Below are 14,334 nucleotides of genomic sequence, written 5' to 3'. Positions count from 1 at the left end.
GAATTAAACTTCGTAATGAATTACGTGTTCACTCAGAGACTTGGTATTCATTTTTCGTCTTGCGACGTTAAGAATCCGTATCCTCGAGTGCCCACACAGATTGTCTGATAAATTGTTAAAGAGCAGTTGCGACGCGCCTTAGCGCTCTGTCGCGAGGTGGCGTATATTACGCTTTCCTCTTTCAGAGTCAACCCTCATTTTCAGGTTTTTCTCTTCAACCGACCGGCCTGTTTGTGTGAAGTGATTCACATCCGCCGTGTCGATGGAGGCGCATTATAGGGAGTTTCCTTCAGCCCGCAACCCCTAAATGACAGAAAAATGACTGACTGCTGCATTCCACAGCAAAACCCCGCCTTATACCCATTTACGCACAGAGTTATCCACAATCATCAAAAAACTACCGGTGCGCATTGCTGAAAAATGGAGAGAACCGGCACAGAACGCTCTATATATAGAAGAAGTATTGGCAGCCTAAGCCCACATTCCTTACCACCTTTGAATTACGCATGCCGTCGGGCGATAATACCCGCACAAACCGTGATTCCAGGACCGTGATGAGACACTCTCTGCAACGTACTGCTATACGCAAACGCCCAATGAAGCTCGGCACTACCGTGATCCTCATGGTCAGTGCAGTACTCTTCTCAGTGCTGCTTGTTGTTCATCTGATTTACTTTTCGCAAATCAGCAACATGACACGCGATGCATTAGCGGATAAAGCGCTTGCGGTCGCGCGGACGCTGGCAAACTCGCCGGAGATCCGCCAAGGGTTAATGAAAAAACCCGAGGAAAGCGGTATTCAGGCGATAGCTCAGGCGGTGAATAAGAGCAACGATTTTTTGTTCATCGTCGTCACCGATATGAAAAGCACTCGTTATTCCCATCCCGAAGCGCAGCGAATCGGCCAGCCATTTAAAGGTGATGACATTTTGCTGGCTCTGCAGGGCAAAGAGAATGTTGCCATTAATCGCGGCTTTCTGGCTAAAGCTCTGCGCGTGTTTACCCCTATCTATGATGAGCATCACCGACAGATTGGCGTGGTGGCGATCGGCCTTGAGCTAAGCAGAGTGACTGAGCAGATCAATAACAGTCGCGGCAGCATCTTCTGGTCCATCTTGTTTGGCGTTCTGGTTGGGTTACTCGGCACATGGGTATTCGTCAAAGTCCTTAAACGCATTCTGTTTGGCCTGGAGCCGTATGAAATCTCCAATCTGTTCGAACAACGCCAGGCGATGCTGCACTCTATAAAGGAAGGTGTCATTGCCGTAGATGAGTGTGGTGAAGTCACGTTGATAAACCAGGCGGCGCAGGAGTTGCTTGATTACCACAAATCCCAAGATGATGCCCAGCTCTCAACGCTCAGCCACGCGTGGTCACAGGTGGTCGATTTTTCGCAAGTATTACGCGATGGAACGCCACGCCGCGATGAAGAGATCACGGTGAAAGATCGGCTACTCTTAATTAATACTGTTCCGGTACTCAGCAACGGAAAAATCATCGGGGCCATTTCAACGTTCCGCGATAAAACTGAAGTTCGGAAACTGATGCAACGCCTGGACGGTATGGTTAACTATGCCGACGCACTTCGTGAACGATCCCACGAATTCATGAACAAATTGCACGTGATTCTGGGATTATTGCACCTGAAAAGTTATAAGCAGCTTGAAAATTACATCCTGAAGACCGCGAACAATTATCAGGAAGAGATTGGCTCACTGTTAGGAAAAATAAAATCTCCGGTGATCGCTGGATTTTTACTCAGTAAGATTAATCGCACATCTGATTTAGGTCATAGTCTGGTCATTAGCAATGAAAGCCAATTGCCGGAAAACAGCAATGAAGATCAGGTAGCGGTGCTGATTACCGTTTTGGGGAATTTGATTGAAAACGCCCTGGAGGCGCTAGGTCAAGAACCCGGTGGCGAGATCAGCGTATCCTTGCACTATCGACACGGCTGGTTGCATTGCGAAGTGAATGACGATGGTCCAGGGATCGCCCCTGAACACATTGAGCACATCTTTGAGAAGGGCGTCTCGTCAAAAGGAACCGAACGAGGCGTCGGTTTAGCACTTGTGAAACAGCAGGTTGAAAGTGTTGGCGGCAATATTTCCGTCGAGTCTGAACCTGGGGTCTTCACCCAATTTTTTGTACAGTTACCGTGGAATGGTGAGAGGGCCAGCAGATGATCAATGTCTTAATTGTCGATGACGATGCAATGGTAGCGGAATTAAATCGTCGTTATGTCGCGCAACTCTCCGGTTTTCATTGCTGCGGAACAGCCTCTACGCTGGAGAAAGCCAAAGAGATCATCTTTCATAGCGGTCATCATATCGATTTGATTTTGCTGGATATTTACATGCAAAAAGAAAACGGTCTGGATCTGCTGCCCGTTCTGCACAGCAAAGGCTGCAAGTGTGATGTTATTGTCATCTCTTCCGCCGCTGACGCGACCACCATCAAAGACTCTCTGCACTATGGTGTCGTTGACTACCTGATCAAACCTTTCCAGGCTTCCCGTTTTGAAGAGGCGCTAACCGGCTGGCTACATAAGAAAACAGAGATGGAAAAGCATCAGTACTATGAACAGTCTGAGCTTGACCAACTTATTCACGGCAGCTCCTCCAATGAGCAGGAAGTACGCCGCTTACCCAAAGGGCTAACGCCACAAACATTACGTACGCTGTGCCAGTGGATTGATGAGCATCAGGATCAGGAGTTCTCTACGGATGAGCTGGCCAATGAGGTCAATATCTCCCGCGTCTCTTGCCGTAAATACCTTATCTGGCTGGTTAATTGTCACATCTTATTTACCAGCATCCACTATGGCGTGACCGGTAGACCTGTTTATCGTTACCGCGTTCAGGCAGAGCAATACTCATTGCTTAAACAATATTGCCAATAAATACATTTTGGGATTATTTGTTATTTGAAAGTAACAATTATTAAAATAATGAAAAATCCCTATTTTACTGGCTGAAGCAGAAGCATTATCAATTTGCGTTAGATCAAATATATTTGTACACAGCATGTCAAAAGCTATATTTCAATATTGATAAACATCACACTGTTTTTAATTTCAAAATCGCTAACAAAAGTTAATTAAGTATTATCTGACTCGCAGAGTGTGTATTTTTACCCATAAAGGATTAGTCTGAAATTAACCAGACATACAAAATCTGGACTGGTAGCAATGGAGACCATGCTACGTACCATGGACACCGTACATTTTTGTGAGCAAATAAAAGTATCCGTACGCCGATCTCATTACATAATGAAATGGCGTGACCGTGATCACACAAATAACCCACTCACTCATTCTGTCCGTGGTTCATGTCATAGCGGAAAACGCAAAACAGATAAATTACAGCGTCAACCGCAGCTCTCTATGCCCAGTTCTGCTTCCCATCGCCTGAGGATTTTCTCCTCTGTTCAACGCCACAGAAAAAAACTAAATATCGCCATAACTTTAAAAAAACATTCTAGCAAGACATTTGAACATTAATCGCAAATACGGACATATCGAATACTGACCATTTTTTGATGCTTATTCTGGCAAAAAAGAATGTGCCACAGATCCATTTTTCAAAAAATTGACTGGGTTTTTCGCGAGGGTAAATAAAATGTTATTTAGTATACAACTTCTCATAATATTAATATGTTTGTTTTATGGTGCCAGAAAGGGCGGTATCGCACTGGGCTTATTAGGCGGTATCGGCCTGGTCATTCTGGTTTTCGTTTTCCATCTCCAGCCGGGTAAACCACCTGTAGACGTTATGCTGGTTATTATTGCCGTGGTGGCCGCATCGGCAACCCTGCAAGCCTCCGGCGGCCTTGACGTTATGCTGCAAATCGCTGAAAAGCTGCTGCGCCGTAACCCAAAATACGTTTCTATCGTCGCGCCGTTTGTTACCTGCACCCTGACGATTCTCTGTGGTACAGGCCACGTGGTATACACCATCCTGCCAATCATTTATGACGTTGCCATTAAGAATAATATTCGCCCGGAACGTCCAATGGCGGCGAGTTCTATCGGTGCGCAAATGGGTATTATCGCCAGCCCGGTTTCCGTAGCCGTGGTGTCACTGGTCGCCATGCTGGGTAATGTGACGTTTGAAGGTAAACATCTCGAATTCCTCGACCTGCTCAGCATCACCATCCCGTCTACCCTGCTGGGTATACTGGCTATCGGTATTTTCAGCTGGTTCCGTGGTAAAGATCTGGATAAAGATGAAGAATTCCAGAAGTTTATTTCCGTCCCTGAAAACCACAACTATGTTTATGGCGACACCGCCACGCTGTTAGACAAAAAACTACCGAAAAGCAACTGGCTGGCCATGTGGATCTTCCTCGCCGCTATCGCCGTGGTTGCTGTGCTCGGCGCATTCTCTGAGCTGCGCCCTACCTTCAGCGGCAAACCGCTGTCCATGGTACTGGTTATCCAGATGTTCATGCTGCTGACCGGTGCGCTGATTATTATCCTGACGAAGACTAATCCCGCTTCAATATCTAAAAACGAAGTCTTCCGTTCCGGTATGATCGCGATTGTGGCGGTGTACGGTATTGCCTGGATGGCCGAAACAATGTTCGGTGCGCACATGACAGAAATCGAAGGTGTGCTGGGTAATATGGTGAAAGAGTATCCGTGGGCCTATGCAATTGTTCTGCTGCTGGTATCCAAGTTTGTAAACTCCCAGGCAGCGGCGCTGGCGGCGATTGTTCCGGTCGCGCTGGCAATCGGTGTTGATCCAGCGTACATCGTTGCTTCGGCGCCGGCATGTTACGGTTACTACATTCTGCCGACCTACCCGAGCGATCTGGCTGCTATTCAGTTTGACCGTTCCGGTACCACCCACATCGGCCGCTTCGTTATCAACCACAGCTTCATTCTGCCTGGCTTGATCGGCGTAAGCGTATCCTGTGTCTTTGGTTGGATATTCGCCGCAATGTACGGTTTCCTGTAATCACAGTTCGCGTGCCGTCCGCGTTGGTACGGCACGCCACTCTTAAGACACAGTGAATTTCTAAATTCCTGATAAAAATGAAAAGGCTGGAAGCAAATGTCAAAAGTTGAATTCACTTACCAGGCGGCTTTCCCACTGGGGGAAGACAAAACTGAGTACTACCTGCTGACATCCGATCACGTCAGCGTCGGCGAGTTTGAAGGCGAGACTATCCTGAAAGTAGCCCCTGAAGCACTTACGCTACTGGCTCAGCAAGCCTTCCACGATGCCTCCTTTATGCTCCGCCCTGAACACCAACAGCAAGTCGCCTCAATTCTCCATGATCCCGAAGCCAGCGAAAACGATAAGTACGTGGCGCTGCAGTTCCTGAGAAACTCCGAAATCGCCGCCAAAGGCGTATTGCCAACCTGCCAGGACACCGGTACGGCCATTATCATGGGTAAAAAAGGCCAGCGCGTGTGGACCGGCGGCGGCGATGAAGCCGCGCTCTCCAGAGGCGTATTTAATACCTATATTGAAGATAATCTGCGCTACTCGCAAAACGCGGCGCTGGATATGTACAAAGAAGTGAATACCGGCACCAACCTGCCTGCGCAAATCGATCTGTACAGCGTGGACGGTGACGAATACAAATTCCTGTGCGTGGCCAAAGGCGGTGGCTCAGCCAACAAAACCTATCTGTATCAGGAAACCAAAGCGCTGCTGACTCCCGGAAAACTGAAAAACTTCCTGGTGGAAAAAATGCGTACGCTGGGTACCGCAGCTTGCCCGCCGTACCATATTGCATTCGTCATTGGCGGCACGTCAGCGGAAAGCACCCTTAAAACGGTGAAGCTGGCCAGCACGCACTACTATGATGCGCTGCCGACTGAAGGCAATGCTCACGGCCAGGCGTTCCGCGATCTGCAACTGGAACAGGAACTGCTGATCGAGGCACAGAAACTCGGCCTCGGCGCTCAGTTTGGCGGGAAATACTTCGCACATGACATCCGCGTGATCCGTCTACCTCGCCACGGCGCGTCCTGCCCGGTAGGTATGGGCGTTTCCTGCTCCGCGGACCGTAACATTAAAGCCAAGATTAACCGCGAAGGGATCTGGATTGAAAAACTGGAACATAATCCAGGTCAGTACATTCCCGAATCTCTGCGCCAGGCTGGCGAAGGCGAAGTGGTTAAGGTAGACCTTAACCGTCCGATGAAAGAGATCCTCGCCCAGCTTTCGCAGTACCCGGTTTCTACCCGCCTGTCACTGAGCGGCACGATTATTGTAGGTCGTGACATCGCCCACGCGAAGCTAAAAGAGCGTATTGAGTCCGGCGAAGGTCTGCCGCAGTACGTGAAAGATCATCCGATCTACTACGCGGGCCCGGCAAAAACGCCAGCGGGTTATCCGTCCGGCTCTTTAGGCCCGACTACCGCAGGTCGTATGGACTCCTATGTTGACCTGTTGCAGTCACACGGCGGCAGCATGATCATGCTGGCAAAAGGCAACCGTAGCCAGCAGGTGACAGACGCTTGCCACAAACACGGCGGTTTCTACTTAGGCAGCATCGGCGGACCGGCAGCGGTACTGGCGCAGCAGAGCATTAAGCATCTGGAATGCGTGGAATACCCGGAGCTGGGTATGGAAGCTATCTGGAAAATCGAAGTAGAAGATTTCCCGGCGTTCATCCTGGTCGATGATAAAGGCAACGATTTCTTCCAGCAAATCGTCAGCAAACAATGCGCTAACTGCGCGAAGTAACCTATTCGGCCCGGCACTGGACTGACACTAAACTTTTGGCGTCAGTCCAGCGATCCCCCCGGGCCACCTTAATCCCCCCATTTACTGGCGTTGAATTTTTGCTGTTCACAGGGAATAGTAATCTTTTCCATTACGTGTGAATTCATAATGCTCCGCACACTGAACCCCATGATTTTGCAGTCTGGCGCGCTGATTCTGGCGCTGATCCTTATCTACACCGGCATCTGTGCCACTGAGAAAATCACCTGGCTGATGGAAGTCACGCCGGTCATTATCGTCGTACCGTTGTTGCTGACTACCGTAAAGCGCTACCCGTTGACGCCGCTGCTCTACACGCTAATTTTCTTTCACGCCATCATTCTGATGGTCGGCGGTATGTATACCTATGCCAAAGTCCCCGTCGGTTTTCAGGTTCAGGAATGGCTGGATCTTAGTCGCAATCCCTATGACAAGCTGGGTCACTTCTTTCAGGGGCTGGTGCCAGCGCTGACGGCACGAGAGATTTTAGTGCGCGGTAATATTGTCCGTGGCCGAAAAATGCTGGCATTTTTAGTCTGCTGCGTGGCGTTGGCGATTAGCGCGATCTATGAGCTGATCGAATGGTGGGCGGCGCTGGCAATGGGTCAAGGAGCTGATGATTTTCTCGGCACGCAGGGCGACCCGTGGGATACCCAATCCGATATGTTTTGCGCCCTGCTTGGGGCCTTAACCACCGTGATTTTACTGGCGAGAATGCATTGCAAGCAACTGCGCCATTATGGGTTAATCACCGCCAACTGAATGAAATCATTACCGGATGTTGCTGATGCACATCCGGCCTGCATGCTTGCCATTCAGCAATATCAGTATCAGCCAAAAAAATAGTCCCCCTGTCGATAAACGGCGGTTAAAATCCGTCTTCAACACAGCATAACTCATTGTTTAAAAACATATAAAATACAAAATAGACTATTTTTCACCCGCTTTACAGCCCATTTTCTCAGGATAATACTTGCCTGCGTCACATTCATACGGTGTGTCTGCAATCCATAAATTGCAACCTTTCCACAACCGGGTAAAAGATGATGAAAGTATTAATTGTTGAAAGTGAGTTTCTGCATCAGGACACCTGGGTCGGTAGCGCTGTCGAACGTCTGGCTGACGCATTAAGCCGCCAGAATGTTACCGTCATTAAGTCCACCTCATTCGACGATGGTTACGCCATCCTCGCCGCAAATGAAGCCATTGATTGCCTGATGTTCAGCTATCAAATGGAACAACAAGATGAGCACCTGAATGTCAGGCAATTGATCGGCAAGCTCCACGAGCGCCAGCAAAACGTTCCTGTTTTCCTGTTGGGCGATCGCGAAAAAGCCACCGCATCGTTGGATCGCGACCTGCCGGAGCTTGTCGATGAATTCGCCTGGATTCTGGAAGATACCGCAGACTTTATCGCCGGGCGCGCCGTGGCGGCGATGACTCGTTACCGCCAGCAGCTTCTGCCGCCGCTGTTCAGCGCGCTGATGAAATACGGCGACATCCATGAATATTCCTGGGCGGCGCCTGGCCACCAGGGCGGCGTCGGTTTTACCAAAACCCCAGCCGGTCGTTTCTATCATGACTACTACGGCGAAAACTTATTCCGTACCGACATGGGTATCGAACGCACCTCCCTGGGTTCACTGCTGGATCATACTGGCGCATTTGGCGAGAGCGAAAAATATGCCGCCCGGGTGTTTGGCGCTGACCGCTCCTGGTCCGTGGTGGTCGGGACTTCCGGCTCTAACCGCACCATCATGCAAGCCTGTATGACCGACAACGACGTCGTGGTGCTGGATCGCAACTGCCATAAATCGATTGAACAGGGGCTGATCCTTACCGGGGCAAAACCGGTATACATGGTGCCTAGCCGCAACCGCTACGGCATTATCGGGCCTATCTACCCGCAGGAAATGCAGCCTGAAACATTGCAGAAAAAAATCAGTGAAAGCCCACTGACAAAAGGCAAAGCCGGACAAAAACCGTCATACAGCGTCGTGACTAACTGTACCTATGACGGCGTTTGCTACAACGCAAAAGAGGCGCAGGACCTGCTCGCGCAAACCAGCGATCGTATCCACTTCGATGAAGCCTGGTACGGCTATGCCCGCTTTAACCCAATTTATGCCGACCACTACGCCATGCGTGGTGCGCCGGGCGATCATAACGGCCCTACCGTTTTTGCCACCCACTCGACTCACAAACTGCTGAATGCGCTCTCCCAAGCATCTTATATTCACGTCCGTGAAGGTCGTGGGGCCGTGAACTTCTCCCGCTTTAACCAGGCGTACATGATGCACGCCACCACCTCTCCGCTGTATGCCATCTGCGCATCAAACGATGTGGCGGTTTCCATGATGGATGGTAACAGCGGCCTGTCGCTCACCCAGGAAGTGATTGACGAAGCAGTCGATTTCCGTCAGGCCATGGCGCGGCTGTACAAAGAATTCACCGCCGAAGGCGACTGGTTCTTCAAACCGTGGAACAAAGAAGTGGTAACCGATCCGCAGACCGGCAAAACCTATGACTTTGCCGATGCGCCAACCCAACTCCTGACCACTGACCAGAACTGCTGGGTAATGCGTCCGGGCGAATCCTGGCACGGGTTTAAAGATCTGCCGGATAACTGGAGCATGCTGGACCCGATTAAAGTCAGCATTCTGGCACCGGGTATGGGCGACGATGGCGAACTGGAAGAGACTGGTGTTCCTGCAGCTCTGGTCACCGCCTGGCTTGGCCGTCACGGTATCGTGCCGACGCGTACCACCGACTTCCAGATTATGTTCCTGTTCTCAATGGGGATTACCCGTGGGAAATGGGGCACACTGATCAACACGTTGTGCTCTTTCAAACATCACTACGATGCGAATACTCCGCTGGCACAGGTAATGCCTGAACTGGTTGAGGAATATCCAGACACTTACGCAAACATGGGCATTCACGATCTTGGCGACACCATGTTTGCCTGGCTGAAAGAGAACAACCCTGGCAGCCGTCTCAATGCAGCCTACTCCGGCCTGCCTGTTGCTGAAATTACACCGCGTGAAGCCTATAACGCGATAGTCAGCGATAACGTTGAGATGGTGGCCATTGAAAATCTGCAGGGCCGTATAGCAGCGAACTCTGTGATTCCTTACCCACCAGGAATTCCGATGCTGTTGTCCGGTGAAAACTTTGGCGACGCTAATAGCCCGCAGATTAGTTATCTACGTTCGTTGCAGTCCTGGGACCACCATTTCCCTGGATTTGAACATGAAACCGAAGGAACGGAAATTATTGACGGTGTGTATCACGTCATGTGCGTGAAAGCATAATGTCTTTTTGAGATAGTCCGATTTGAAGGATGACATGTCATGCTTGAGTAATTCCTGAGTATTGCTGCAAAACAATAACATTGTCATACCTTTTTGCGCGGGACCACCCCGCGCTTTTTTTATACGAAAATTGCACGTTGCCACTTGCGTAAAATTTTATGTACACGGCAATAATCCCTACAGATATTGTAATTAATCTAAATATCGCTATTTTATCGCCTGTCTTGATTCATCACACAATTTCATTTGCCGGTTATTTCTTGCCCAATGGTAAGTTACGGTAGTTTATGTCATATTCCTGGAGTTTGGGTATGAGACTTTGCAGCAAAGAAGCGTGTGTTGTCGTATTAACGGAGAAGGATGTTTGGTTAAGGATTAACGGTAAAGAAGCCATCAGTTTAAAAGCTAATCATATGGCATTGGTGGCATGTGATAATAATATTATCGACTTCTCATCACTTAATAACGCACTGGTCGTACATATCAGCCGCGATATCATTAAAGACTATCTGCGTTTTTTAAATAAGGACCTTTCACAGATCCCATTCTGGCAGCGGAGTGCTAACCCAGTGATCACCGCTACCTGTCTGACGCCGGATGTCTTCCGGGTGGCCGCCCAACATAGCGTAATGGAAACAGTCGACGAAGGTGAAAGAGAGCGCACACGCTCACTACTGTTCACGGTGTTGTCACGCTTCCTTGACAGCAAAAAATTTATCTCTTTACTCATGCATATGCTGCGTAGTCGTATCAGCGACAGCGTTTATCACATTATTGAAAGCGACATACACAAAGACTGGAATTTAAGCATGGTTGCCAGTTGCTTATGCCTGAGTCCCAGCTTGTTAAAGAAGAAACTCAAAAGCGAAAATACAAGTTACAGCCAAATAATTACCACATGTCGCATGCGTTATGCCGTCAATCAACTCCTGATGGACGAGAAAAACATTTCCCAGGTTTCTCAACTGTGCGGATATAACAGTACCTCATACTTTATTTCCGTATTCAAAGAGTTTTATGGGATGACGCCACTGCATTATGTTAGTCAACATCGGGAGCCATCCGCTGCCTGATTTTTAATCAGTTAGCGATAAGCCATAATAATATCAGCATTAGCGATACCCCAGCTCCGTCATCATAAAATAGTCTTTTGAAGAGGTATGATAAGTCCGTCATTTATCCTTATCAGGAGTTAAAAAATATGTCGACGGATGCTGATGCTCACAAAGTGGGCTTAATCCCCGTCACCCTTATGGTGTCGGGGAATATTATGGGTTCCGGTGTATTCCTGCTACCCGCAAACCTTGCGTCAACTGGCGGGATTGCAATCTACGGATGGTTGGTCACGATTATCGGTGCTCTGGCACTGTCGATGGTGTACGCAAAAATGTCGTCCTTAGACTCCAGTCCCGGTGGTTCTTATGCTTATGCCCGCCGCTGTTTCGGTCCTTTTTTAGGCTACCAGACTAACGTCCTGTACTGGCTGGCCTGCTGGATTGGTAATATCGCCATGGTGGTCATTGGCGTCGGTTACCTAAGCTACTTTTTCCCCATCTTAAAAGATCCGCTGGTCCTGACGCTGACCTGTGTCGTGGTGCTGTGGATCTTCGTATTGCTGAACATTGTCGGCCCGAAAATGATCACCCGTGTACAGGCCGTCGCAACGGTGTTGGCGCTGGTGCCGATTGTTGGGATTGCCGTCTTCGGCTGGTTCTGGTTCCGCGGTGAAACCTATATGGCGGCCTGGAACGTCAGCGGTATGAATACCTTCGGCGCAATTCAAAGCACTCTGAACGTGACCTTATGGTCATTTATCGGGGTGGAAAGTGCCTCCGTCGCGGCAGGCGTGGTTAAAAACCCCAAACGTAACGTGCCTATCGCCACCATTGGCGGGGTGCTGATTGCCGCCGTTTGTTACGTGCTCTCCACAACGGCGATTATGGGGATGATCCCTAACGCTGCGCTGCGTGTTTCGGCCTCGCCGTTCGGTGATGCCGCAAGAATGGCGCTGGGCGACACCGCTGGCGCGATCGTCTCCTTCTGCGCCGCTGCCGGGTGTCTTGGTTCACTGGGCGGATGGACGCTGCTGGCCGGACAAACCGCCAAAGCGGCGGCCGATGACGGTCTGTTCCCGCCGATTTTTGCCCGCGTTAACAAAGCCGGTACCCCGGTGGCCGGGTTAATTATCGTCGGTATCCTGATGACCATTTTCCAGTTCAGCAGCATGTCGCCGAACGCCGCAAAAGAGTTTGGTCTGGTCTCTTCGGTTTCGGTCATCTTCACGCTGGTGCCATATCTGTACACCTGCGCTGCGCTGCTGCTGCTCGGTCATGGTCACTTCGGCAAAGCACGCCCGCTGTATCTGGCGGTAACCTTTATCGCCTTTGTCTACTGCATCTGGGCAGTGATCGGTTCTGGCGCCAAAGAGGTGATGTGGTCGTTCGTCACGCTGATGATTATTACCGCACTGTACGCACTTAACTACAACCGGATCCATAAAAACCCCTATCCATTAGATGCCCCGGTAAAAAATAGTTAACGCAAGCGGCACTGGTGAATAGCCGCCATCCTGCAAAAAGCCAATCTTAAGAACTTAAGGTTGGCTTAATTTTACTTTGAGAGGATCTACACCACTTAGTCGATGGAATCCCCCTTAATGTTAAAGCACCTGTTTAAAAGGCCCACTCTCGGGTTAATCAGCTGGCTTCTGCTGCTCTCATTTTATCTTGCGACTTTTCTGAACATTGCGTTCTATAAACAAGTGCTGCAAGACCTGCCCCTGGATTCTGTGCGCAACGTGTTGGTGTTTTTATCAATGCCGGTTGTCGCTTTCAGCGTTATGAACATCGTGCTGACGCTGGCCTCATTCCTGTGGCTTAACCGCCTGGTGGCGTGCGTTTTCATTCTGGTTGGCGCATCGGCTCAATATTTCATCATGACCTACGGCATCATCATCGACCGCTCGATGATCGCCAATATGATGGACACCACGCCCGCCGAAACCTTCGCCCTGATGACACCGCGAATGGTAATTACGCTCGGGGTGAGCGGTATTCTGGCCGCGCTCATTGCCTGCTGGATAAGAATCAAGCCTATTACTCCAGTGCTGCGCAGCGTGTTGTTCCGTGGCGCGAACATTCTGATCTCCGCGTTGCTGATCGTGTTGGTCGCCGCGTTCTTCTATAAAGATTACGCCTCACTGTTTCGCAACAACAAAGAACTGGTGAAATCCCTCAGCCCATCCAACAGCATTGTGGCGACGTCATCATGGTATTCGCACCAGAGGCTGGCCCACCTGCCGTTGGTACGCATTGGCGAAGATGCGCATCGCAATCCATTGATGGTAAAAGAAAAGCGTAAAAACCTGACGATTGTGGTTCTCGGCGAGACCTCCCGCGGCGACAACTTCTCCCTGTCCGGGTATGCGCGCCAGACCAACCCGCTACTGGAAAAAGATAATGTGGTCTATTTCCCGCGCACGACGTCCTGCGGTACGGCCACGGCGGTATCTGTACCCTGCATGTTCTCCGATATGCCGCGCGCGCACTATGATGAAGAACTGGCGCAGCATCAGGAAGGCGTACTCGACATCATCCAGCGGGCGGGAATTAACGTGCTGTGGAATGATAACGACGGTGGATGTAAAGGAGCCTGCGATCGGGTGCCGCACCAGAATATGACTAAGCTGAACCTGCCGGGACAGTGTATTGATGGTGAATGCTATGATGACGTCCTGTTCCACGGGCTGGAAGAGTACATTAATAATCTGCAAGGCGACGGCGTGATTGTGCTGCACACCATCGGCAGCCACGGTCCGACCTATTACAACCGCTATCCTGCGCAGTTCAAGAAATTTACGCCAACCTGCGACACCAACGAGATCCAGACCTGTTCCCAGCAACAGCTGGTCAATTCATACGACAACACGATTCTTTATGTTGACTATATTGTTGATAAAGCAATCAATATACTGAAAGAGCATCAGGATAATTTCACCACCAGCTTGGTCTATCTTTCCGATCACGGTGAATCCTTAGGGGAAAATGGCGTCTATTTGCACGGCCTGCCGTATTCGATTGCGCCAGATACGCAAAAACATGTGCCGATGCTGCTGTGGCTCTCAGAAGATTATCAGCAACGCTATCAGGTCTCTCAGACATGTTTGCAAAAACGGGCAAGCTCAGAAGATTTCTCACAGGATAATCTGTTCTCGACTCTGCTGGGATTAACGGGCGTGCAAACACAGAAATATCAGGCGGCAGATGATATTCTGCAACCCTGCCGGGGAGGCTAAGCGA

9 protein-coding genes are annotated in these 14,334 nt (G+C 49.9%); all 9 read left to right on the top strand.

The annotated features are described in order from the left end of the window. Positions 1-554: 554 nt before the first annotated feature. The 9 genes from OOJ59_RS24850 (at position 555) to eptA (ending at position 14,330) form a co-directional block, all read left to right on the top strand. The gene (locus tag OOJ59_RS24850) at positions 555-2,186 is read left to right on the top strand and encodes a sensor histidine kinase (RefSeq protein WP_160956495.1); all 1,632 of its coding nucleotides are present in this window, start codon (positions 555-557) and stop codon (positions 2,184-2,186) included. Continuing rightward, entirely contained in the window at positions 2,183-2,902 is a 720-nt protein-coding gene (gene dcuR / locus OOJ59_RS24845; protein WP_038636447.1) for a two-component system response regulator DcuR, read from the top strand. The genes OOJ59_RS24850 and dcuR overlap by 4 nt, the downstream gene beginning before the upstream one ends. Positions 2,903-3,620: 718 nt before the next feature. Then, positions 3,621-4,961, top strand: coding sequence for an anaerobic C4-dicarboxylate transporter DcuB (gene dcuB / locus OOJ59_RS24840; RefSeq protein ID WP_003031873.1), 1,341 nt, complete (start codon positions 3,621-3,623; stop codon positions 4,959-4,961). 96 nt (positions 4,962-5,057) lie between these two features. Beyond that, complete coding sequence (gene fumA, locus OOJ59_RS24835; protein ID WP_038636444.1) at positions 5,058-6,704, top strand: class I fumarate hydratase FumA; 1,647 nt, start codon at positions 5,058-5,060, stop codon at positions 6,702-6,704. A gap of 147 nt (positions 6,705-6,851) precedes the next feature. After that, positions 6,852-7,484, top strand: a complete 633-nt coding sequence (locus tag OOJ59_RS24830; protein WP_137347404.1) for a DUF2238 domain-containing protein — start codon at positions 6,852-6,854, stop codon at positions 7,482-7,484. A 284-nt stretch (positions 7,485-7,768) separates the two neighbouring features. Then, entirely contained in the window at positions 7,769-10,036 is a 2,268-nt protein-coding gene (adiA, locus tag OOJ59_RS24825) for an arginine decarboxylase (protein WP_160955731.1), read from the top strand. A gap of 311 nt (positions 10,037-10,347) precedes the next feature. Then, complete coding sequence (locus OOJ59_RS24820; RefSeq protein ID WP_069325137.1) at positions 10,348-11,109, top strand: AraC family transcriptional regulator; 762 nt, start codon at positions 10,348-10,350, stop codon at positions 11,107-11,109. A gap of 128 nt (positions 11,110-11,237) precedes the next feature. Continuing rightward, on the top strand, positions 11,238-12,575 hold the full coding sequence (gene adiC, locus OOJ59_RS24815) for an arginine/agmatine antiporter (RefSeq protein ID WP_038636433.1): 1,338 nt from the start codon (positions 11,238-11,240) through the stop codon (positions 12,573-12,575). A 117-nt stretch (positions 12,576-12,692) separates the two neighbouring features. Continuing rightward, a complete protein-coding gene (eptA, locus tag OOJ59_RS24810; protein WP_160955714.1) occupies positions 12,693-14,330 on the top strand; it encodes a phosphoethanolamine transferase EptA in 1,638 nt (545 codons plus the stop codon). Positions 14,331-14,334 lie beyond the last annotated feature (4 nt).

The organism is Citrobacter sp. W9 (genome assembly GCF_026719375.1).
GTDB classification, from domain to species: Bacteria; Pseudomonadota; Gammaproteobacteria; order Enterobacterales; family Enterobacteriaceae; genus Citrobacter; species Citrobacter werkmanii.
The sequence above is the reverse complement of the archived record's forward strand: the minus strand, read 5'-3'. Positions and strand labels throughout refer to the sequence as shown.

What these genes read in the sequence shown, in the direction of transcription:
- OOJ59_RS24850 (WP_160956495.1), top strand. Translation starts at nt 555, where the DNA reads ATGAGACACTCTCTGCAACGTACTGCTATACGCAAACGCCCAATGAAG.
- eptA (WP_160955714.1), top strand. Translation starts at nt 12,693, where the DNA reads ATGTTAAAGCACCTGTTTAAAAGGCCCACTCTCGGGTTAATCAGCTGG.
- adiA (WP_160955731.1), top strand. Translation starts at nt 7,769, where the DNA reads ATGAAAGTATTAATTGTTGAAAGTGAGTTTCTGCATCAGGACACCTGG.
- dcuB (WP_003031873.1), top strand. Translation starts at nt 3,621, where the DNA reads ATGTTATTTAGTATACAACTTCTCATAATATTAATATGTTTGTTTTAT.
- adiC (WP_038636433.1), top strand. Translation starts at nt 11,238, where the DNA reads ATGTCGACGGATGCTGATGCTCACAAAGTGGGCTTAATCCCCGTCACC.
- OOJ59_RS24820 (WP_069325137.1), top strand. Translation starts at nt 10,348, where the DNA reads ATGAGACTTTGCAGCAAAGAAGCGTGTGTTGTCGTATTAACGGAGAAG.
- fumA (WP_038636444.1), top strand. Translation starts at nt 5,058, where the DNA reads ATGTCAAAAGTTGAATTCACTTACCAGGCGGCTTTCCCACTGGGGGAA.
- dcuR (WP_038636447.1), top strand. Translation starts at nt 2,183, where the DNA reads ATGATCAATGTCTTAATTGTCGATGACGATGCAATGGTAGCGGAATTA.
- OOJ59_RS24830 (WP_137347404.1), top strand. Translation starts at nt 6,852, where the DNA reads ATGCTCCGCACACTGAACCCCATGATTTTGCAGTCTGGCGCGCTGATT.